Origin of the sequence: Sphingobium sp. BS19, assembly GCF_027925545.1 — a bacterium.
GTDB lineage: Bacteria > Pseudomonadota > Alphaproteobacteria > Sphingomonadales > Sphingomonadaceae > Sphingobium.
In genome coordinates, this window is the sequence record NZ_BSEF01000013.1 from 75,691 (window position 1) to 96,311 (window position 20,621).

A 20,621-nucleotide genomic window follows, 5' to 3' on the forward strand; every position below is an offset into this window, starting at 1 on the left:
TCCACACCCAAACTCGCGCGTATACGTGAGAGACCGATTCAACAGGGGTTTTCGACAGCATCATGCAGCTTGTCATTGTAGAGTCGCCGGCCAAGGCGAAGACCATCGAGAAGTATCTGGGCGGGGATTTCCACGTCCTGGCGTCCTATGGTCACATCCGCGATCTGCCGCCCAAGGATGGATCGGTGAACCCCGACGACGGTTTTGCGATGTCGTGGGAAAATTACGGCGACAAGGCGCGCCAGTTGAAGGCGATCACGGACGCCGCCAAGCAATCCAGCCGCCTCATCCTCGCGACTGACCCTGACCGCGAAGGCGAAGCCATAAGCTGGCATGTGCAGGAAGTGCTGCGCGCGAAAAAGGCGCTGCCGCAAGTGGTTGACCGCGTAACCTTCAACGCCATCACAAAGGCGGCTGTGCTCGACGCGATGGCGCATCCCCGCGCGCTGGACGAGGATCTGATCGACGCCTATCGCGCCCGCCGCGCGCTCGACTATCTCGTCGGCTTCACCCTTTCGCCAGTGCTCTGGCGCAAGCTGCCGGGTGCCAAATCGGCGGGGCGTGTGCAGTCAGTTGCTTTGCGCCTAATCGTCGAGCGCGAACGCGAGATCGAAAGCTTCACCGCGCAAGAATATTGGTCCGTCTCCGCCGATATGGAGCAGGGCGGCGTAGCGTTCACCTCGCGCCTCATCCGCTGGAAGGGCGAGAAGATCGAGCGCCTCACCATCGGCAAGGAAGGCGACGCACTCGCCGCCAAGGCCGATGTCGAAGCGGGCCGCTTCACCGTGCAGACGGTCGAGACCAAGCCGCTCACCCGCAATCCGCCCCCGCCCTTCACCACTTCAACGCTCCAGCAGGAAGCGTCCCGCAAGCTTGGCTTCTCCGCCAGCCACACGATGCGGATCGCCCAGCAGCTCTACGAAGACGGCGCCATCACCTACATGCGTACCGATGGCGTGCAGATGGACCACAGCGCCATCTCCGCTGCGCGCAAGGCGATATCCGACCGCTATGATGGCGGCTATCTCCCCGAAAAACCACGCGTATATCAGACGAAGGCAAAGAATGCGCAGGAAGCGCATGAAGCCATTCGTCCCACCGAATTTACCCGCGACAAGGTCGGTTCGGGCGACCATGCGCGCCTCTACGACCTAGTCTTCAAACGCGCACTCGCCAGCCAGATGGCATCCGCCCGTATGGAGCGCACCACCATCGACATGACCGACGGCAGCGGCAGCCATACCCTGCGCGCCACGGGCCAAGTCGTGATCTTCCCCGGCTTCCTCGCGCTCTACGAAGAAGGCCGCGACGATAGCGAAGACGAAGACGGCAAGCTGCTCCCCCGTCTGTCGCAGGGTGATGTGCCCGCGAAAAAGGCCGTCAACGCCGAACAGCATTTCACGCAGCCGCCACCGCGCTACAGCGAAGCCAGCCTCGTCAAGCGTCTGGAAGAACTCGGCATCGGTCGCCCTTCGACTTACGCCTCGACGCTTCAGACGCTCAAGGACCGCGACTATGTGCGGATCGAAAAGAACCGCTTCTTTGCCGAAGAAAGCGGACGCCTCGTCACCGCCTTCCTCGAACGCTTCTTCGAACGCTATGTGAGCTACGACTTCACGGCAGGCATGGAAGACGAACTCGATGACGTCTCCGGTGGCCGCGCGCAGTGGCAGGCGGTGCTGGAAGCCTTCTGGAAGGACTTCAAGCCCAAGACGATGGAGGTGATGGAGCAGAAGCCTTCCGACATCACGGCGGAACTCGACAAGTTCCTCGAACCCATGCTGTTCCCGGCCAAGGCAGACGGCAGCGATCCGCGTGCTTGCCCGCTCTGCGCCGATGGCAAATTGTCGCTGCGCGGCGGACGCTTCGGCGCGTTCATCGCTTGCTCCAACTATCCGGAATGCAAATTCACCCGTAAATTCGGTCAGCCGGGCAGCGATGGCGCCGCCGATACCGGCCCCGAGGCATTGGGCCAGCATCCCGAAACCGGGCAGGACATCATCCGCAAAAGCGGGCGCTTTGGCCCCTATATCGAAATGGGCGAAGGCAAGGAGGCCAAGCGCGGATCGATCCCCAAGGATCTGCCCGATGGCGAACTGACGCTCGACTGGGCGGTGAAGCTGCTCAGCCTCCCGCGAACGGTGGGCGATCACCCGGAAACCGGCCTGCCCATCGTCGCCAATATCGGGCGTTTCGGGCCGTATCTGCTCCATGACGGCAAATATGCGCGGCTGTCCGGCACCGCCGAAATTTTCGAAACCGGCATGAACGCCGCCGTCGCGAAGCTGGCCGACGCCGCCAACAAGGGACCGCGCGCCGCCGGCGGTCGCGAACCGCTTAAGGTTCTGGGCAAACACCCGCGCAGCGAAGCTGAAATCAAGCTGATGGAAGGCCGCTACGGCGCTTACGTCACTGACGGAGAAACCAACGCGACGCTGCCCAAGACCGTCGACAAGGACCAACTGACGCTGGAAGAAGCCGCTCAACTCATCGACGCCCGCGCCGCCGCAGCACCTGCCAAGAAGGGTAAGAAGAAAGCAGCGCCTAAGAAAGCAGCGGCCAAGAAAGCACCCGCGAAGAAGGCCGCTCCTAAAAAAGCGACGGCACCCAAAAAGGCTGCCGTTACTTAACTGACCATTTCAAGCGGCCAATTGTACCTGATTGCGCCCCTGGTTCTTGGCGCGGTACATGGCGCGGTCGGCGTGCTGCAGTGTTTCCTGGAAGGGGTGCACGCCATTCTGGGTGGCAACGCCTATGCTGATCGTCGGTGCTACGACCTGCTTATTGGGTAGTGCAATCTGCAGTTCACTGACGTTGACCCGCAGTCTTTCTGCCATGTTCAACGCGGTATCGATGTCGCAATTTTGCAGAAGAACGGCAAATTCCTCTCCGCCCAGACGGCCGCACAAATCGGTGCTTCTGGTGGAGGATTTCAGGGTTTCGGCCACCATTTGCAGGACTGTGTCCCCAACATGGTGACCGTATAAGTCATTGATGCTCTTGAAATTGTCGATATCTATCAGAAGGACGGCACCGAACGACGCTTTCGACCGCTCGGAAGCCCACCTTATAAACGTCGCTCTGTTGAGCAGCCCAGTCATCTGGTCGATTTCGGAAAGATGCTTGGCTTGGGCGAAGGCGGCTCGAAGCTCGGTATGTAACATCTGGTTTCGGTCGCCCTGCCGAATCAAGAGGTAACTCACCGGAAATGACACGACCAAGGGGCATGCTGCTCCGAAAATCCACCATTGCAGAGGTACAACCATTCCCGGAAGCCGCGAAAGAAGATACATCGCGATGAGCGTCGCCAGCATGGAAAAGCTGACGGCTATCAAAATGCGGATCGCAGCGGACATTTCGAAGGCGTAACGCTTCGAGGTAAATATCCGCTTACTTTGGCGGTTACTCCACCCAATCCAGCCCGATATCCCGATACACGCTGCGGTCGTTTTCCCAGTCTTCCTTGACCTTCACATGCAGGTAGAGGTGCACCGGCTTCCCGATCAGCGCCGCGAGTTCCGCGCGCGCCTGCGACCCGATCTGTTTCAGCCGCTGCCCACCTTTGCCGAGCACGATGGCCCGCTGCGTCGGTCGTCCGATCAATATCTGCTGATGGATTTCCAGTGATCCATCGGGACGCTCGCTATATTTTTCCGTCTCGACCGCCGCCGCATAGGGCAGTTCCGCGTGTAACTGGTGATACAATTGCTCCCGCGTAATTTCCGCGGCCAGCATCCGGTCGGTCGCATCCGACACCTGATCCTCGGGGAAATGCCACGGACCTTCGGGCATCATCTTCGCCAGCGCCGCCTTGAACTGCGGCAAGCCATCGCCCGTCGCGGCGCTGACGAAGAAAATCTCCTCAAAACCCACCGAGGCATTCAGCTTTTCGGCGTGGACCAGCAGCTTTTCCTTGGTCGCGATGTCGACCTTGTTGATGATGAGCAGCTTGGGTTCCTTGCGCTCCTTCAACCCTTCGACCGCACGCTCCAGCTTGGTGCCAAGGCCTGCCTTGCCGTCGATCACCAGCGCGATCAGGTCCGCGCCCTGTGCGCCGCCCCACGCCGCCTGAACCATCGCCCGGTCCAGCCGGCGCTTGGGTTCGAAAATTCCCGGCGTATCGACCAGGATAAGCTGCGCATCCCCCTCGATCGCGACGCCCATCACGCGCGTCCGCGTCGTCTGCGCCTTGGGGCTGGTAATCGCGACCTTCTGCCCCACCAGAGCATTGACCAGCGTCGACTTGCCCGCATTGGGCGCCCCAACCACGGCGACAACGCCGCAGCGGGTTTGATTTTGGGCTGTCTCGTTCAAAATTCTAATCTCCGTTCGCCCTGAGCTTTTCGAAGGGCTTACTTCTCTTTGTGTCCGCGCGCGAGTGCGCTGATGAGCGGCCAGTCTTCCCGGATCAACGCCAGCTTCTTTGCACGGCTCCAACCCTTGATCTGCCGTTCGGCCGTTAGTGCCTCGTCACGACTGTCAAATGCCTGCGACCAGACCATTTTTACTGGCAACCTTGTGCTGGTATATCCCGGCAACTGGCCGGATTGATGCATGGCAATCCGCTTCTCCAGATCGTCTGTATGCCCGACATAAAAGCTGCGATCCGCGCAATGCAGCATGTAGGTCCAGAAAGCCATGTCTGAAAATTAAAAGAAACGAGATCCTTCGACAAGCTCAGGATGAACGGCGGGAGGGGTCAGGATAACCGCTCGAGCATCGCCTTCGCTGCTGCTGTCTCGGCTTCCTGCTTCGAGGCGCCTTCCGCCGATGCGTCGCCCACGCCGTGGATCGTCACCGTAACCGCAAAGCGCAGGTTGTGGTGTGGGCCGGTTCGCCCGGTCATCACATATTCGGGCGGGCGGCGGCGGTTGGCGGCGGCCCATTCCTGCAAGGCGGATTTGGGATGCTTGGGCGCTGAGTCCTGCGTATCCACACGCCCCGCCCACAGCCGCCGCACCAGTGCCTTGGCACTGTCCATGCCTGCGTCGAGGAACAGCGCACCGATGATCGCTTCCATCACGTCGCCCAGCACATTGTCGCTGTCCATCGCGCCATCGTCACGCGCCTGCTTGCCGAGCACCATGTGTTTGGGAACGCCTACGTCGCGCGCAATTTCGGCGCAGGTTTCACCCGACACCAGCGCATTGAAGCGCCGCGAAAGTTTGCCTTCCGGCTCCCCGGGAAAATGCTCGAACAGCCATTCGGCCACCACCACGCCCAACACACGGTCGCCCAGAAATTCCAGCCGCTCGTAGTTCGCCGCAGCGGCGCTGCCGTGGGTGAGCGCCTGCACGAACATATCCGGACGGGCAGGGGAGAGGCCGATCAACGCCTCCAGCCATGCCGCCGTATCGGGCCGCATCAGAAGCCTTCGCCGATCCGGTTCCACCGCGCTGCGGTGAACCACGTCCAGGGAAGCAGCCATTGCGCGCTTCCGTCGGTCGAGAAGACCGAGATCATCGCCCGCCCCACCAGATTTTCCTGCGGGACAAGGCCGATGCCGCCGCCGACTTCGGCGGGGAAGCGGCTGTCCGCGCTACGGTCGCGATTGTCGCCCATCAGGAACAGGCGCCCTTCCGGCACGACGACCGTATCGCGATTGTCCGCCGCGCCATCGGGATCGAGGTCGAGGACGTTGTAGCTTTTACCATTGGGCAGCGTCTCACGGAACTGCGGATAGCGGCACATGCGCGATCCGTCCTTCTCCCGCTCCTCGAACTGCACGCGATAGCAAGGCGATGGATTACCGTCCTTTTCCGAAGCCGCTATCATGTTCGCCGAGGCCGGGATGACCAAGTCTGCCACCTTCACCTTCGGGATGGCCTGCCCGTTCAGGATGACCGTCCCACCCTGAACCGAGATGAGATCGCCCGGCAGGCCGATCACGCGCTTGATATAATCGTTGCTCTGGTCTGGCGGTGCCTTGAAAACGACGACATCACCGCGCTCGGGCTGAGAGGCAAAGATGCGGCCGGGGATTAAGGGGACGCTGAACGGCAGGCTGTATCGCGAATAGCCATAGGGCCACTTCGCCACCAACAGATAATCCCCAATCAACAGCCGCGGCTGCATCGATTCCGATGGGATGTTGAACGGCGACATGATGAAGCTGCGCAACACGATGACGAATATCGTCAGCTTCGCGAGGAACCATAAAAAGTCCCGCGTCTCCGATTTGTCGCTCATGCTTGTCTGTCGCTTCCTCATCTATGCGCTCGCGGCTTTGCGTCGTCCCATCGCGAAGGTCAAGGGACACCCTATGCAAGCGGCGCTTCCTTTCGCTATGGAGGCGATGATTCCTGGTGTGCAGCCGGGGCAGCGACGCCTTTCCACCCAGTAAGGACTCATTATGACCAGCCCATCCTGGACCGCCATCCATGCACAGCCCATCCCCGAACTGAAAACCATCTTCGACAGGGACGCCGGTCGTCTCGATAAACACACGCTCAGCGTGGGGCCCATCCGCTTCGACTGGAGCAAGACGCACCTGACGGACGACTTGCTGACAGCGTTTCAGACGCTGGCCGTCGAAAGCGATTTTGCGGGCAAGCGCGACGCGCTGTTCGCAGGCGAAGCGATCAACAACACCGAAGGCCGCGCCGCCGAACATCCCGCCGAACGCGGTGAAGGCAATCCGGAAAGCGTCGCCGCTGCCAAGATGTTCCACAACCGGATGCGCGCGCTGATCGACGCCATCGAAGCCGAAGCGCTCGGGCCGGTGCGGCACATCATCCACGTCGGTATCGGCGGATCGGCGCTCGGTCCGAACCTGATCGTCGATGCGCTCGGTCGCGATGAAAAACGCTATGACGTCGCCATCGTCTCCAACGTAGACGGCACCGCACTGGAAGCCGCGCTGGATCGCTTCGATCCGCACGCAACTATTCTCGCCATCGCGTCGAAGACCTTCACCACCACCGAAACCATGCTCAACGCCGCCAGCACCATCAACTGGATGGTCGAGGCAGGGATCGACGATCCCTATGGCAAGGTCATCGCGCTTACCGCTGCGCCCGAAAAGGCGATGGAGTGGGGCGTCGATGAAACCCGCGTCCTGCCGTTCAACGAAAGCGTCGGCGGGCGTTATTCGCTATGGTCCTCCATCGGCTTCCCGGCGGCGCTGGCGCTCGGTTGGGATGCGTTCGAAAGCCTGCTGGAAGGCGCCGCCCTTATGGACCGGCACTTCCGCCTCGCTGAACCCGCCGCCAACGCACCGCTGCTCGCGGCCTTTGCCGATCTCTATTATGCGCGCGTCATGGACTGTCAGACCCGCGCCGTCTTCGCCTATGACGAGCGCTTGCGCCTGCTGCCCTCCTACCTCCAGCAGCTTGAGATGGAGAGCAACGGCAAGAGCGTGACCGCCGATGGCCAGCCCGTCGACGGCCCGACCGCGCCGATCACCTGGGGCGGTGTCGGCACCGATGCGCAACATGCCGTGTTTCAGCTATTGCATCAGGGCACGCATATCGTCCCCGTCGAGTTCATCGCTTCGATCGAGGCGGGTCACGCGCTTGACCCCGCACATCACCGCACCTTGCTCGTCAATTGCTTCGCCCAAGGCGCCGCTCTGATGCAAGGCAAGGACAATGCCGAAGACCCCGCGCGCGCCTATCCCGGCAATCGCCCGTCCACCACGATCCTGTTGGATGACGTAAATCCGCAGGCATTGGGTGCGCTGATCGCTTTCTACGAACATCGCACCTTCGCCAATGCGGCGCTGATGGGCATCAATCCCTTCGATCAGTTCGGCGTGGAACTCGGCAAGCAGATCGCCAAGTCCATCGAACAGGACGGCCCGACCGGCTTCGACCCCTCGACGATGGCGCTAATCGACCTGGCGCTCGGCTGATCCGATCACGGCCATCGTCAAATCCCGTTGGTAATACGCCCGACCCGACGCCATATCGCATCAAACAACGAAAGCATTCTGCATGAGCGATTATGATTACGACCTGTTCGTCATTGGCGCAGGGTCTGGCGGGGTCCGGGCGGCCCGCATATCGGCAGCGCATGGCGCGAAGGTTGCGGTGGCCGAGGAATATCGCGTCGGCGGCACCTGCGTCATTCGCGGCTGCGTGCCGAAAAAGCTGCTCGTCTATGGCGCACATTTTGCCGAGGATCTGAAGGATGCGCGCCGTTTCGGATGGGACGTTCCCGAATGCGGCTTCGACTGGAAGACCTTGCGCGACAATGTCCTTGCCGATGTCGACCGCCTGAATGGCATCTATCAACAGACGCTCGATACCAACAGCGTCACGACCTTCCACGAGCGCGCGACCATCGCCGGCCCGCATGAAATTACGCTGGCCAGCGGGGAGAAGGTCACGGCCCGATACATCCTCGTCGCAACCGGCGCATGGCCGATGGTGCCGGACATCGAAGGGGCCGAGCATGGCATCACCTCGAACGAAGTCTTCCACATCGACGAAATGCCAAAGCGCGTCGTCATCGCGGGCGGCGGTTACATCGCCAATGAGTTCGCCGGTATCTTCCACGAATTTGGCGCGCATGTAACCATCGTCAACCGCTCCGACACGATCCTGCGCGGCTACGATGCGCAAATCCGCGACCGCCTGCTGCAGATCAGCATGGTGAAGGGGATCAATTTCCGCTTCAACGCGCCCTTCGAAAAGATCGAGAAGAACGAAGACGGCACCTTGTGCGTTCGCATCAAGGGCGGCGATCCCGTCGCCTGCGACCTGCTGCTCTTCGCCACAGGGCGTCAGTCGAACAGCAAGGGGCTGGGTCTGGAAAATGCAGGCGTTGACCTCGACGATCATGGCGCGATCAAGGTGGATGAATTCAGCAAGACCAGTTGCGAAAGCATCTACGCCGTGGGCGACGTCACCAACCGCGTGCAGCTAACCCCCGTCGCGATCCGCGAAGGCCATGCCTTTGCCGACACCGTGTTCGGCAACAATCCGCGCAAGGTGGACTACACCAACATCCCCTCCGCCGTGTTCAGCCACCCGCCCATCGGCGCCGTCGGCATGACCGAGGCGGAAGCCCGCAACAAGCTCGGCACGGTCAAGGTCTACACCTCAGACTTCCGCGCGATGAAGAACGTCCTCGCCAACCGCAACGAACGCGCGCTTTACAAGATGATCGTGGACGCTGCGACGGACAAGGTCGTCGGTCTCCACATGATCGGCCCGGATGCGCCGGAGATATTGCAGGCCGCAGCGGTCGCAGTGAAAGCGGGCCTCACCAAGCAGGACTTCGACGATACCGTCGCGCTGCATCCCAGCATGGCCGAGGAACTGGTGCTGCTGAAGTAACCTCCCCCCGTTCACCCTGAGCTTGTCGAAGGGTTCTGCTTTCTCAAGAAGAAAAGCCCTTCGACAAGCGCAGGGTGAACGGTTCTCAATCATTCAATCGAATAGGGCACGACCTGCCGATTATCCGGATCGACCCGAATAGGCCGATCCGCCGGCGGAAAGGCGCGCTGATCGCAACTTTGGCGCGGGCAAAGCCGACATGTCACACCAATCGGCGTGGCTGCCGCCTCATCATGCAATTGCAGCCCGTCAGCATAGACGAAGTTGCCCGCATGTTCGATCTCGCACCCCAGCACCACCGCATAGCGCCGCGGCGCGCGGGCGTAGCTGCCTGACGGTTTCACCAGTCCCTTCGCCATCGACACATAGCGCACCCCATCGGGCGTCTCGCCAAGCTGCACCAATATGCGGTCGGGGATCGCCACCGCCTCATGCACGATCCAGAGCGGACATGCTCCACCGAAGCGCGCGAACTGCAGGCGCGTGGCGCTGTGCCGCTTGGTGATGTTCCCCGCCATATCGACCCGGCAGAAGAAGAACGGAATACCCCGCATCCCCGGTCTTTGCAGCGTCGAAAGCCGATGGCAGGCCTGCTCGAAACTCACCCCGAACCGCCGTGCCAACTGGTCGATGTCATGCCGCACTTCCCGCGCTGCCTCACGATAGCGCGCATAAGGCATAAGCAAGGCGCCCGCCGCATAGTTGCTTAACCCGATGGTGAGCAGCCTGTCCGACCCCGGCGCAGATAATCCCGCACCCGCCGCAATATCCGCAATCAGCGCCGCGCCTTCCGCCATCACAAGTTGATAGGCCAGCATGAATTTGCGGCTTTCCGGCGGCAACGCCGCGTTGACGAACAGCCGCCGCGTATCGGCATCGTACACACGCAAGGCAGTGTCCCGCGCTTCCTGCACGCGCGTCTCGACGCCATGACGGTCCTGCAACGCTGCGATCAGCGTCGCTTCGGTCAGCCGCCCGCCGTCCGACAGCGCCGCCCACAAATCCTCCGCCATGCAATCGAGCGCATGGACGTAATTACCTTCGTTATGGAACCAGTCGCGCACCGCTTCCCACGGCATCCGTGCCTGCGTCGCCATGTCGTTGGCGATCGCTTCCTCCATCATGTTCAGCCGCTCGTTCGCACGGTTATAGGCGCGGTGAAGGTCCACAAAACGCGCCGCAAATTCCGGAAATTGCAGATGCAGTTTCTCGGTCCGCTCTGCTTCCAGCGGCCCGCTCGCTACATCGGGATGTGCCAGCGCGAAGGTGAACGCACCGAGCAACTGCTCATCCTCCCGCGCATCGAATGCTGCCCAGTCCAGCGGGAACGCGCTCGCCAACGCCGCCTTGACCTTCGCGGTCAACGGCCGGTCGTCATTCTCCAACTGACTGAGATAGGATACGGATATAGCCAGCACCGCCGCCATCGCGGCCTGATCCATCCGTTGATCGAGCCGAAGCTGTCGCAGCTTCTGCCCGGCGAAAATGCGTGCGCCTCGTGCCATCGCTTCGCAATAGTTTGCAAAATCGGCTTTTGCAAATCCGCAAATTCACATTTGCCCTTTGTCGCAAAGACTGAAAAGGGGAAAAGCCTGCACAATTCCGGGAAGAGGATCTTCATGTCGAAACTGGCCGTAGTCGAGAAGCTGGAGACCATGCGTGAGGCGGCCCGTATGGGCGGCGGCGCAAAGCGGATCGCGGGGCAGCACGCCAAGGGGCGCCTTACGGCGCGCGAACGGCTCGACGTTCTGCTCGACGAGAACAGCTTCGAAGAGCTCGACATGTATGTCGAACACAACTGCACCGAATTCGGCATGGAAGAGACGAAGATCCCCGGCGATGGCGTCGTCACAGGATCGGGCACGATCAACGGTCGTCTCGTCTTTGTATTCAGCCAGGATTTCACCGTGTTCGGCGGATCGCTGTCCGAGCGCCATGCGCAGAAAATCTGCAAGATCATGGACATGGCGCTGAAAGTCGGCGCGCCCGTCATCGGCCTCAACGACAGCGGCGGCGCCCGCATTCAGGAAGGCGTCGCGTCGCTCGGCGGCTATGCCGAAGTGTTCCAGCGCAACGTGCTGGCGTCCGGCGTCGTGCCGCAGATCAGCCTCATCATGGGGCCATGCGCGGGCGGCGCAGTCTATTCGCCGGCGATGACCGACTTCATCTTCATGGTGAAGGACAGCAGTTATATGTTCGTCACCGGCCCTGACGTGGTGAAGACCGTCACCAATGAGATCGTCACGCAGGAAGAGCTCGGCGGGGCCGTGACGCACACCACGAAGTCCGGCGTTGCGGACGTTGCGTTCGAAAACGATATCGAAGCTTTGCTCGCCACCCGCGATTTCATTGACTTCCTGCCTGCTTCCAACCGCGAATCCGCGCCCGAGCGCCCTACCGCCGACGAATGGGACCGTATCGAAGAAAGCCTCGACACGCTGATCCCGGCCAACGCCAATCAGCCCTACGACATGCATGAGCTGATCCGGAAGGTCGTCGACGAAGGCGATTTCTTTGAGGTGCAGCCTGCCCATGCCGGCAATATCCTGTGCGGTTTCGGCCGGATCGAAGGCCGCACAGTAGGCATTGTCGCCAATCAACCGACGGTGCTGGCCGGATGCCTCGACATCGGCGCGTCGAAAAAGGCCGGGCGCTTCGTCCGCTTCTGCGACGCCTTCGACATTCCCATCCTCACTTTCGTCGATGTGCCGGGATTCCTGCCGGGCGTGGGGCAGGAGCATAACGGCATCATCAAGAATGGCGCGAAGCTGCTGTTCGCTTATGCCGAAGCCACCGTACCAAAGATCACCGTCATCACGCGCAAGGCTTATGGCGGCGCCTACGACGTTATGGCGTCAAAGCACCTGCGCGGCGATTTGAACTACGCATGGCCCACCGCTGAAATCGCCGTGATGGGTGCCAAGGGCGCAGTCGAAATCATCTTCCGCGGCAAGACGCCCGAAGAAATCGCCGAGCGCACCAAGGAATATGAAGATCGCTTCGCCAACCCCTTCGTCGCCGCCTCGAAGGGCTTCATTGACGAAGTGATCCAACCGCATTCCACACGCCGCCGCATCGCGCTGGGCCTGCGCAAGCTGAAGAACAAGGCGCTGGAAAACCCTTGGAAGAAGCATGACAACATTCCGCTTTAAGCCGGATCGTCACCCCAGCGAAAGCTGGGGTCTCGGGTGGTTGGTCACAACCCAGAGGCATGCGATCCCAGCCTGCGCTGGGATGACGGAACAATTTCTGACGGAAGTCTGCGTATGAAACTCGGTCGCCTCAACCATATCGGCGTAGCTACGCCGTCCCTCGCCGCCAGCATCGCCTATTACCGCGACGTGATGGGCGCGACGCATATTCATGAGCCTTTCGACCTGCCTGCGCAGGGGGTAAAGGTGTGCTTCGTCGACACCCCCGGCGAAAACGGCACGAACGGCACCCAGATCGAACTGATCGAACCGCTTGGCGAAAACTCGCCGATTCACAGCTTCATTGCCAAGAACCCGGCGGGCGGTCAGCACCATATGTGCTACGAAGTCCCCGATATCCACGCCGCAAAGGCATGGTTCGAGAGCAAGGGCGCGAAGGTTCTGGGCGAACCGCGCATCGGCGCGCACGGTACGCTGATCTTCTTCGTCCATCCCAAGGACATGAACGGCGTCCTCACCGAAATCATGGAAACCCCGAATGGGGTAGGGCATTGATGCACGGTCCCGCCAATACGTTACCGTGCTCCTGCGAAGGCAGGAGCCCAGGGGTTCTGGGTACAGACATTGATGCTTGCCGCTCTGGGTTCCTGCCTTCGCAGGAACAAGGCGTAAATCGGGCTGTCGTAGCGCGAACAAGGAATGCTTCATGACTTATGAAACCATCCTCACATCGGTCGTCGATACCGTCGGCATCCTCTCGTTCAACCGGCCCGAGCGTCTCAATGCCCTCACACCACAGATGTTCTATGAGATCGTCGACGCCGTCGAAGCCTTCCCGGCGCAGGGCGCGCGCGCGATCCTCATCAAAGCGGAAGGCAAAGGCTTCTGCAGCGGCACCGATCTTCAGGCCGATGGCGGCTTGCCAGAGGACGTCGGGGAAATCCTCGAAAAAGACTACAACCCTTGCATGGAGCGCTTAATCGCGTCCAAGCTCCCGATGGTGGCACAGGTGCACGGTGCCTGCGCAGGCATCGGAGCCTCGCTCGCGCTGGCATGCGATTTCGTGGTCGCTGCCAAATCGGCTTATTTCCTTCAGGCATTCGTGAACATCGGCCTCGTGCCGGATGGTGGCGCGACATGGACGCTGCCCCGTCTGGTGGGCAAGGCCCGCGCCACGCAGATGATGATGCTGGGCGAACGCCTCCCCGCGGAAAAAGCAGAAAGCTGGGGCCTGATCTACAAGGCGGTCGACGATGCGACATTATCGGACGAAGCGCAGGCATTGGCCGCGCGCCTCGCCGCCATGCCGACTGTCGCGCTTGGGCTGATCCGTCAGGGGATCGCCACAACACAGACATCGAGTTTCTCGCAGGGGCTTGCGCTAGAACGCAAGCACCAGCGAGACGCGGGACGTAGCGCGGATTTCGCGGAAGGCGTGCAGGCCTTCCTCGCAAAGCGTCCCGCCAAGTTTGAAGGCAAGTAATGACCGATAAACCCACTCTCGACCAATGGTCCGCCGCCGCGACGAAGGAAGTCAAAGGCAAGGATCTGACCTGGCAGACGCCCGAAGGCATCGCCGTCAAGCCGCTCTATACGGCGGAAGACGTCACCGTCGATCCCGGCCTTCCCGGCTTCGCGCCCTTCACGCGCGGTGTGCGCGCCAGCATGTATGCGGGCCGCCCGTGGACGATCCGCCAATATGCGGGTTTCTCCACCGCCGAGGAATCCAACGCCTTTTACAAGCGTAACCTTGCCGCCGGTCAAAAGGGTCTGTCGGTCGCCTTCGACCTCGCCACGCACCGCGGCTATGACAGCGACCATCCGCGCGTCACCGGCGACGTGGGTAAGGCGGGCGTCGCCATCGACACGCTCGAAGACATGAAAATCCTGTTCGACGGTATTCCGCTCGACAAGATGTCGGTTTCCATGACGATGAACGGCGCGGTCATCCCGATCCTCGCTTTCTTCATCGTGACGGGTGAGGAGCAGGGCGTCGATCGCAAACTGCTCGACGGAACCATTCAGAACGACATTCTGAAGGAGTTCATGGTCCGCAACACCTACATTTACCCGCCCGAACCTTCGATGCGGATCATCTCCGACATCTTCGGCTACACCTCGCGCGAAATGCCCAAGTTCAACAGCATTTCCATCTCCGGCTATCACATGCAGGAAGCTGGCGCGACACAGGTGCAGGAGCTTGCCTTCACCATCGCCGACGGCATGGAATATGTGAAATACGGTGTCGCCTCCGGGCTGGATATCGACAAGTTCGCCGGTCGCCTCAGCTTCTTCTTCGCCATCGGCATGAACTTCTTCATGGAGATCGCCAAGCTGCGCGCCGCGCGTGTGCTGTGGCACCGGGCCATGACGACGCTGGGCGCGCAGGATGAGCGAAGCAAGATGCTGCGCACCCACTGCCAGACATCGGGCGTGTCGCTGACCGAGCAGGATCCGTATAACAACGTGATCCGCACCACGGTGGAGGCCATGGCGTCAATGCTGGGCGGCACCCAGTCGCTGCACACTAATGCCCTCGACGAAGCGATCGCGTTGCCGACCGACTTCTCCGCCCGCATCGCCCGCAATACGCAGATCATCATCCAGGAAGAAACCGGGATGACCAAGGTCGTCGATCCCCTGGGCGGCTCCTATTATATCGAAGCGCTGACGCAGGAACTGGTCGACAAGGCACAGGAGATCATCGACCGCGTGCAGGCCGAAGGCGGCATGGCAAAAGCCGTCGCCGCTGGCTGGCCCAAGGCGATGATCGAAACCGCGGCAGCAGCGCGGCAGGCACGCGTGGACCGCGCCGATGACGTAATCGTCGGCGTGAACAAATATCGCCTCGCGACCGAAGACTTCCTCGAAACGCTCGACATCGACAATGCCAAGGTCCGCGAAGGCCAAATCGCCCGCATCGCAAAGACCAAGGCGGACCGTGACAGCGCCAAGTGCGAAGCCGCGCTGCAGGCCTTGCGCGAAGGCGCGGCCAAACCGGCAAGCCTCGAAAACAACCTGCTCGCCTTGGCCGTGGAATGCGCCCGCGCCCGCGCGACACTGGGCGAAATCAGTGCCGCCATGGAGGAAAGCTTCGCCCGCTATGGCACCACGCCGACGCCGGTGAAAGGCGTCTACAGCGCACCTTATGATGGCGATGCGCGCTGGCAACAGGTGCTCGATGGCGTCGCCGCCGTCGAACGTCGCCTCGGTCGCAAGCCCAAGCTGATGGTGGCAAAGATGGGACAAGACGGCCATGATCGCGGCGCGAACGTCATCGCCTCGGCCTTTGGCGACATGGGTTTTGACATCGTCTCCGGCCCATTGTTCCAAACGCCTGAGGAAACCGTCGTTTTGGCGCTGGAAAGCGATGTCGATGTGGTCGGCGCGTCGTCCTTGGCGGCGGGGCACAAGACGCTGATTCCTGAGTTGATCAAGCTGCTTCGGGAGAAGGGCCGCAACGATATCAAGGTGATCGCAGGTGGCGTCATCCCGCCACAGGATTACGACTATCTGCGTGACGCGGGCGTGCAGGGGATTTATGGCCCCGGCTCCAATGTGGTCGAATGCGCCGCCGACGTGCTGCGCCTCCTGGGCCACAACATGCCCCCGCTGGAGGATGCCGCATGACAACTGATATAGCCCGCACCGACTGGACCCGCGAAGAAATCTCCGCGCTCTTCGATCTTCCCTTCAACGACCTGCTGTTCGAAGCGCAGACGATCCACCGCGCCCATCATCCGCGCAATCAAGTCCAGCTTTCCACCCTGCTGTCGATCAAGACCGGCGGCTGTGTCGAGGATTGCGGCTATTGCAATCAGTCTGTCCACGCGGAAACGGGCCTCAAGGCCGAAAAGCTGATGGACGTCCGCGCCGTGCTGCAATCGGCAGCGCAGGCGAAGGATGCAGGCTCAGGCCGCTTCTGCATGGGCGCAGCGTGGCGCAGCCCCAAGGATCGCGACATGCCCGCGATCATCGAAATGGTGAAGGGCGTCCGCGCGATGGGCCTCGAAACCTGCATGACTTTGGGCATGTTAAGCGAAAAGCAGTCGCAGCAACTCGCCGAAGCGGGCCTCGATTACTACAACCACAACATCGATACCTCGCCGGAAAACTACGCGAACGTCATCACGACAAGAACCTTCGCCAACCGTTTGGAAACACTGGATAATGTCCGCGCCGCGGGCATCAACGTGTGCAGCGGCGGCATAGTCGGTATGGGCGAACTTAGAGAAGATAGGGTCGGTTTCCTCCACGCCCTCGCCACCATGCCGCACCCTGAAAGCGTGCCCATCAATGCGCTCGTCCCGGTCAAGGGCACCGTGCTGGGCAACATGCTCGCCGACACGCCACTCGCGAAGATCGACGAGATCGAATTCGTACGCACCGTCGCCGTCGCGCGCATTATTATGCCTTTAAGCATGGTCCGCCTCTCCGCCGGTCGCGAAAGCATGAGCGAAGCCTGCCAGGCGCTCTGCTTCATGGCCGGCGCCAACAGCATCTTCACCGGGGACCGCCTCCTGACCACCGCCAACGCCGGCGACGACAAGGACGCGGCGCTTTTCGCCAAGCTGGGCGTCAGTGCGATGGGTGCGAGTGAGCCCGCTGTGAAGGAAGCCGCGTGCTGCTGATCGCCGTTGCCCTTGCTGCGAGTTCGCCGAACTGCGCCAACCCGCAGACCCAGCGCGCCATGACGCAATGCGCGGCCGCGGCTTACACCCGCGCTGACGCCGAACTTACGCGGCAATGGAAGATCACCTACGCATATATGAAGCGCCGCGACGCGCAGGACACATCGCGCAGCGGTGGCTTTGGCTATGCCGCGGCGCTGCTGGAAAGCCAGCGCGCTTGGCTGCGCTTCCGTGACACGCAATGCGTGATTGAAGGCGGCCAGTTCGCCGGAGGATCGGCGCAGCCGATGACCCAGGCACAATGCAAGACGCGTCTGACGCGGGACCGTACCCGCCAACTTACTTCTCTCGTTTGGAGCCGTTAGTGATCAAGAAAATCCTCATCGCCAACCGTGGCGAGATTGCCTGCCGGGTCATCCGCACCGCGCGCAAGATGGGCATCGCCACCGTCGCGGTCTATTCCGACGCGGACTCGCGCGCGCCGCACGTCCTGATGGCGGACGAAGCCGTCCACATCGGCCCGTCGCCCGCCGCCCAATCCTATCTGATCGCCGAAAAGATCATTCAGGCCTGCAAGGACACCGGCGCGGATGCAGTGCATCCCGGCTATGGCTTCCTGTCGGAACGCACCAGCTTTGCCGAAGCCTTGAAGGACGCTGGCATCGCCTTCATCGGCCCGCCCCCCGGCGCGATCGCCGCGATGGGCGACAAGATCGAATCCAAGAAACTGGCACTGGAAGCAGGCGTAAACGTCGTCCCCGGCTTCGTCGGTGAAATCGACGATACCGACCACGCCGTCCGCATCGCCAACGACATCGGCTATCCGGTGATGATGAAGGCGTCGGCAGGCGGCGGTGGCAAGGGCATGCGCCTCGCTTACTCCGAGACCGACGTCCGCGAAGGCTTCGAAGCGACCAAGCGCGAAGGCCTCGCCAGCTTCGGCGATGACCGCGTGTTCATCGAAAAGTTCATCGAAAGCCCGCGCCACATCGAAATTCAGGTGCTGGGCGATCAGCACGGCAACATCGTGTACCTCAACGAACGCGAATGCTCGATCCAGCGCCGCCACCAGAAAGTCGTCGAGGAAGCGCCTTCGCCATTCGTCACGCCCAAGATGCGCAAGGCGATGGGCGAGCAGGCCGTCGCTCTGGCCCGCGCGGTGGGCTATTACAGCGCAGGCACGGTCGAACTGATCGTCAGCGGCGCGGATACGACGGGGGAGGGGTTCTACTTCCTCGAAATGAACACCCGGCTTCAGGTCGAACATCCCGTGACCGAGCAGATCACCGGTCTCGACCTCGTGGAACAGATGATCCGCGTCGCCAATGGCGAGAAGCTGGCCTTCGGTCAGGACGATGTGCAGATCAATGGCTGGTCCATTGAAAACCGCGTCTATGCCGAAGATCCCTATCGCGGCTTCCTGCCCTCGACGGGCCGTCTCGCGCGCTACAACCCGCCAACGGTGGTCGAGGGCGTCCGCGTTGACGATGGCGTGACCGAAGGCGGCGAAGTCAGCATGTTCTACGATCCGATGATAGCCAAGCTGGTGACCTACGCGCCCACGCGTCTGGAGGCCATCGACAAGCAGATCGAGGCCCTCGACCGCTTCGAGATCGAAGGACCGGGCCACAATATCGATTTCCTGTCCGCCATCATGCAGCATGAGCGTTTCCGCTCCGGCAACATCACCACCGGTTTCATCGCGGAGGAATATCCCGACGGTTTCCACGGTGCGCCCGCCGCGCCCGAACTGCTCCGCCGCCTCGCTGCAATCGCCGCCTTTGCGGGCATGGCGCAGGCAGATCGCGCGCGCCGCATCGACGGGCAATTGGGACGCCGCCTGAAACCGCCAACGCAGTGGCAGGTCCGCCTAGGCGATGCCCTGCACGACGTCATGATCGCGCTCGACGAAGTGACCGTCGATGGCGAACCCCTCGACATCGCGCTGGAATACACCCCTGGCGACCGGATTGTGGAGGCGGAGTTCGGCGATGAAACGCTTGCCGTTCGCATCGCTCCGGTGCGTGGCGGCTTCCGCCTGACCAGTCATGGCGCGGCGCATGTTGCCCGCGTCCTGCCCGGTCATATCGCGCCGCTCGCGCAGCATATGATCGAAAAGGTGCCGCCGGATCTTTCCCGCTTCCTCATCTGCCCCATGCCCGGCCTGCTGGTGACGCTCAACGTGGGCGAAGGCGACAAGGTCGAGGCTGGCCAGCCACTCGCCGTGATCGAAGCCATGAAAATGGAAAACATCCTGCGCGCGCAAAAGAGCGGAACCGTCAAATCGGTGCTGGCAAAGGCAGGCGAAAGCCTTCCTGTCGATGCCGTCATCCTCGAAATGGAATGACGGTCGACTGACGGCTTGCCTCCTCTTCCAGCGCACCCTAATCGCTACCCGCTTGGCAGAGCGGGTAGCGAGGTGCAATGATATCATGGGGATAGCGAAGTTGGCCTGCGCGCTCGGCGCTCTTGTAGCAGTAACTCCAGCACAGGCAGCGCCATCGCAGGACGAGCAGTTCTGGTTCCTCACGCTGGCGCAAGGCAGCGTGAAGGACGACATCCTCTATATGCTAGAGGTGCAGCCACGTTTTGGCGGCGATGGCTCGAACCTAAATCAGATACTCCTGCGTCCGGCGGTCGGCGTTAAGCTCAATGATCGTCTGAGCGTCTATCAGGGATATGCCGCTGTCCGAAGCCCGCGTTCGAGCGGTGCCGATGTTACCGAAGATCGTTCGTTTCAACAGCTCAACTGGTCGATGGGCAAAGTCGCCGGAGGTGCCCTGACATCCCGCACACGCTTTGAACAACGCTGGCTTTCGACCGGGAACGACACGGGATGGCGCGCACGACAGATGCTGCGCTATGCCTTGCCGCTGTCGAACAAGCCCCGCCGCCTGGCCGCCATCGCTTCGGTCGAGGCGTTCGTCGCGCTCAACGATACCGATTGGGGTGCACGCAGCGGTTTCGACAGGGTCCGCAGCTTCGCGGGACTTGAGGTGCCGCTGTCCGGCAAGTCCACTGTGGAGTTCGGTTATCTCAACCAATATGTCGACAACCGTGGACGGCGTGACTCGATGAATCACGTGATGGCGATCAACCTCATGCTGAGGCAATGATATGCATCTGACCCATGACCCTTCGGCGCCGTCGGCAACGGAAACGGATTTCGATACCTTCCTTAAGGTCGATATCCGGGTCGGCACGATCCTCTCCGTCGAGCCTTTCCCCGAGGCGCGCAAACCGGCCTTCAAGCTGATGATAGACTTTGGCGAGGGCATCGGCACGCGCCGCAGCAGCGCACAGATAACTGAGAATTACGATCCGGAAGCCTTGGTCGGGCGTCAGGTCGCGGCGGTGGTCAACTTTCCACCGCGACAGATCGGCAAGTTCATGTCGCAAGTGCTGACGCTGGGCTTTCCCGACGCGGATGGGGCCGTTACACTGTTTGCGCCGGACAAGGCTGTGCCTAATGGTGCAAGGCTGTTCTGACAGGTTGCCCGACTCGCCAAAAGTCGCCAAAGGGTGCACGAAAATGCCTTGATACCGGGCACGACATA

Annotated in this window: 18 protein-coding genes; 12 read left to right on the forward strand and 6 right to left on the reverse strand. The window is 61.5% G+C overall.

All coding sequences use genetic code 11. The features are described from left to right. The first annotated feature begins 62 nt into the window (after positions 1-62). Positions 63-2,630, forward strand: coding sequence for a type I DNA topoisomerase (gene topA, locus QMG56_RS15875; RefSeq protein WP_281823243.1), 2,568 nt, complete (start codon positions 63-65; stop codon positions 2,628-2,630). 9 nt (positions 2,631-2,639) lie between these two features. Here the strand turns inward: topA and QMG56_RS15880 are convergent, their stop codons facing one another. Genes QMG56_RS15880 through lepB form a run of 5 tightly spaced genes read right to left on the reverse strand, consistent with a single transcriptional unit; the run spans position 2,640 to position 6,189 of the window. After that, entirely contained in the window at positions 2,640-3,356 is a 717-nt protein-coding gene (locus tag QMG56_RS15880) for a GGDEF domain-containing protein (protein ID WP_281823245.1), read from the reverse strand. Positions 3,357-3,402: 46 nt separating this feature from the next. After that, positions 3,403-4,314 (reverse strand): GTPase Era, encoded by a 912-nt coding sequence (gene era / locus QMG56_RS15885; RefSeq protein ID WP_281823247.1) that lies wholly within the window; start codon positions 4,312-4,314, stop codon positions 3,403-3,405. A 38-nt stretch (positions 4,315-4,352) separates the two neighbouring features. Further along, positions 4,353-4,640, reverse strand: coding sequence for a GIY-YIG nuclease family protein (locus tag QMG56_RS15890; RefSeq protein WP_281823249.1), 288 nt, complete (start codon positions 4,638-4,640; stop codon positions 4,353-4,355). A gap of 59 nt (positions 4,641-4,699) precedes the next feature. After that, entirely contained in the window at positions 4,700-5,365 is a 666-nt protein-coding gene (gene rnc, locus QMG56_RS15895; RefSeq protein WP_281823296.1) for a ribonuclease III, read from the reverse strand. Next, on the reverse strand, positions 5,365-6,189 hold the full coding sequence (gene lepB, locus QMG56_RS15900; protein WP_230189709.1) for a signal peptidase I: 825 nt from the start codon (positions 6,187-6,189) through the stop codon (positions 5,365-5,367). The genes rnc and lepB overlap by 1 nt, the downstream gene beginning before the upstream one ends. Before the next feature lie 163 nt (positions 6,190-6,352). Between lepB and pgi the strand changes: the two genes are divergently transcribed. Next, on the forward strand, positions 6,353-7,852 hold the full coding sequence (gene pgi / locus QMG56_RS15905; RefSeq protein WP_281823250.1) for a glucose-6-phosphate isomerase: 1,500 nt from the start codon (positions 6,353-6,355) through the stop codon (positions 7,850-7,852). 82 nt (positions 7,853-7,934) lie between these two features. Next, on the forward strand, positions 7,935-9,281 hold the full coding sequence (gene gor, locus QMG56_RS15910; RefSeq protein WP_281823252.1) for a glutathione-disulfide reductase: 1,347 nt from the start codon (positions 7,935-7,937) through the stop codon (positions 9,279-9,281). Between the two features lie 89 nt (positions 9,282-9,370). Here the strand turns inward: gor and QMG56_RS15915 are convergent, their stop codons facing one another. Next, complete coding sequence (locus QMG56_RS15915) at positions 9,371-10,786, reverse strand: short-chain fatty acyl-CoA regulator family protein (protein WP_230189706.1); 1,416 nt, start codon at positions 10,784-10,786, stop codon at positions 9,371-9,373. 114 nt (positions 10,787-10,900) lie between these two features. Here QMG56_RS15915 and QMG56_RS15920 point away from each other — a divergent pair, with 114 nt between their 5' ends. From QMG56_RS15920 to QMG56_RS15960, 9 genes are all read left to right on the forward strand, one after another. Then, a complete protein-coding gene (locus QMG56_RS15920; RefSeq protein WP_230189705.1) occupies positions 10,901-12,433 on the forward strand; it encodes an acyl-CoA carboxylase subunit beta in 1,533 nt (510 codons plus the stop codon). A 114-nt stretch (positions 12,434-12,547) separates the two neighbouring features. Next, on the forward strand, positions 12,548-12,988 hold the full coding sequence (mce, locus tag QMG56_RS15925) for a methylmalonyl-CoA epimerase (protein ID WP_281823255.1): 441 nt from the start codon (positions 12,548-12,550) through the stop codon (positions 12,986-12,988). Between the two features lie 151 nt (positions 12,989-13,139). Next, positions 13,140-13,916, forward strand: a complete 777-nt coding sequence (locus tag QMG56_RS15930) for an enoyl-CoA hydratase-related protein (RefSeq protein ID WP_230189703.1) — start codon at positions 13,140-13,142, stop codon at positions 13,914-13,916. Beyond that, positions 13,916-16,063, forward strand: coding sequence for a methylmalonyl-CoA mutase (scpA, locus tag QMG56_RS15935; protein ID WP_281823258.1), 2,148 nt, complete (start codon positions 13,916-13,918; stop codon positions 16,061-16,063). The genes QMG56_RS15930 and scpA overlap by 1 nt, the downstream gene beginning before the upstream one ends. Then, the gene (gene bioB / locus QMG56_RS15940; protein ID WP_281823260.1) at positions 16,060-17,064 is read left to right on the forward strand and encodes a biotin synthase BioB; all 1,005 of its coding nucleotides are present in this window, start codon (positions 16,060-16,062) and stop codon (positions 17,062-17,064) included. Before scpA ends, bioB begins: the two co-directional genes overlap by 4 nt. Further along, positions 17,055-17,429 (forward strand): lysozyme inhibitor LprI family protein, encoded by a 375-nt coding sequence (locus QMG56_RS15945; RefSeq protein ID WP_281823261.1) that lies wholly within the window; start codon positions 17,055-17,057, stop codon positions 17,427-17,429. Before bioB ends, QMG56_RS15945 begins: the two co-directional genes overlap by 10 nt. Beyond that, entirely contained in the window at positions 17,366-19,411 is a 2,046-nt protein-coding gene (locus QMG56_RS15950) for an acetyl/propionyl/methylcrotonyl-CoA carboxylase subunit alpha (RefSeq protein ID WP_281823263.1), read from the forward strand. Before QMG56_RS15945 ends, QMG56_RS15950 begins: the two co-directional genes overlap by 64 nt. An 85-nt stretch (positions 19,412-19,496) precedes the next feature. Then, complete coding sequence (locus tag QMG56_RS15955) at positions 19,497-20,180, forward strand: DUF2490 domain-containing protein (RefSeq protein WP_281823265.1); 684 nt, start codon at positions 19,497-19,499, stop codon at positions 20,178-20,180. 1 nt (position 20,181) lies between these two features. After that, a complete protein-coding gene (locus tag QMG56_RS15960) occupies positions 20,182-20,553 on the forward strand; it encodes a tRNA-binding protein (RefSeq protein ID WP_281823267.1) in 372 nt (123 codons plus the stop codon). The last annotated feature ends 68 nt before the right edge of the window (positions 20,554-20,621 follow it).

Bases quoted from the DNA above. Each gene is read 5' to 3' on its own strand.
- topA (WP_281823243.1), top strand. From the start codon at position 63: ATGCAGCTTGTCATTGTAGAGTCGCCGGCCAAGGCGAAGACCATCGAG.
- QMG56_RS15880 (WP_281823245.1), bottom strand. From the start codon at position 3,356: ATGTCCGCTGCGATCCGCATTTTGATAGCCGTCAGCTTTTCCATGCTG.
- QMG56_RS15890 (WP_281823249.1), bottom strand. From the start codon at position 4,640: ATGGCTTTCTGGACCTACATGCTGCATTGCGCGGATCGCAGCTTTTAT.
- rnc (WP_281823296.1), bottom strand. From the start codon at position 5,365: ATGCGGCCCGATACGGCGGCATGGCTGGAGGCGTTGATCGGCCTCTCC.
- lepB (WP_230189709.1), bottom strand. From the start codon at position 6,189: ATGAGCGACAAATCGGAGACGCGGGACTTTTTATGGTTCCTCGCGAAG.
- pgi (WP_281823250.1), top strand. From the start codon at position 6,353: ATGACCAGCCCATCCTGGACCGCCATCCATGCACAGCCCATCCCCGAA.
- gor (WP_281823252.1), top strand. From the start codon at position 7,935: ATGAGCGATTATGATTACGACCTGTTCGTCATTGGCGCAGGGTCTGGC.
- QMG56_RS15915 (WP_230189706.1), bottom strand. From the start codon at position 10,786: ATGGCACGAGGCGCACGCATTTTCGCCGGGCAGAAGCTGCGACAGCTT.
- QMG56_RS15920 (WP_230189705.1), top strand. From the start codon at position 10,901: ATGTCGAAACTGGCCGTAGTCGAGAAGCTGGAGACCATGCGTGAGGCG.
- mce (WP_281823255.1), top strand. From the start codon at position 12,548: ATGAAACTCGGTCGCCTCAACCATATCGGCGTAGCTACGCCGTCCCTC.
- QMG56_RS15930 (WP_230189703.1), top strand. From the start codon at position 13,140: ATGACTTATGAAACCATCCTCACATCGGTCGTCGATACCGTCGGCATC.
- scpA (WP_281823258.1), top strand. From the start codon at position 13,916: ATGACCGATAAACCCACTCTCGACCAATGGTCCGCCGCCGCGACGAAG.
- bioB (WP_281823260.1), top strand. From the start codon at position 16,060: ATGACAACTGATATAGCCCGCACCGACTGGACCCGCGAAGAAATCTCC.
- QMG56_RS15950 (WP_281823263.1), top strand. From the start codon at position 17,366: ATGCAAGACGCGTCTGACGCGGGACCGTACCCGCCAACTTACTTCTCT.
- QMG56_RS15955 (WP_281823265.1), top strand. From the start codon at position 19,497: ATGGGGATAGCGAAGTTGGCCTGCGCGCTCGGCGCTCTTGTAGCAGTA.
- QMG56_RS15960 (WP_281823267.1), top strand. From the start codon at position 20,182: ATGCATCTGACCCATGACCCTTCGGCGCCGTCGGCAACGGAAACGGAT.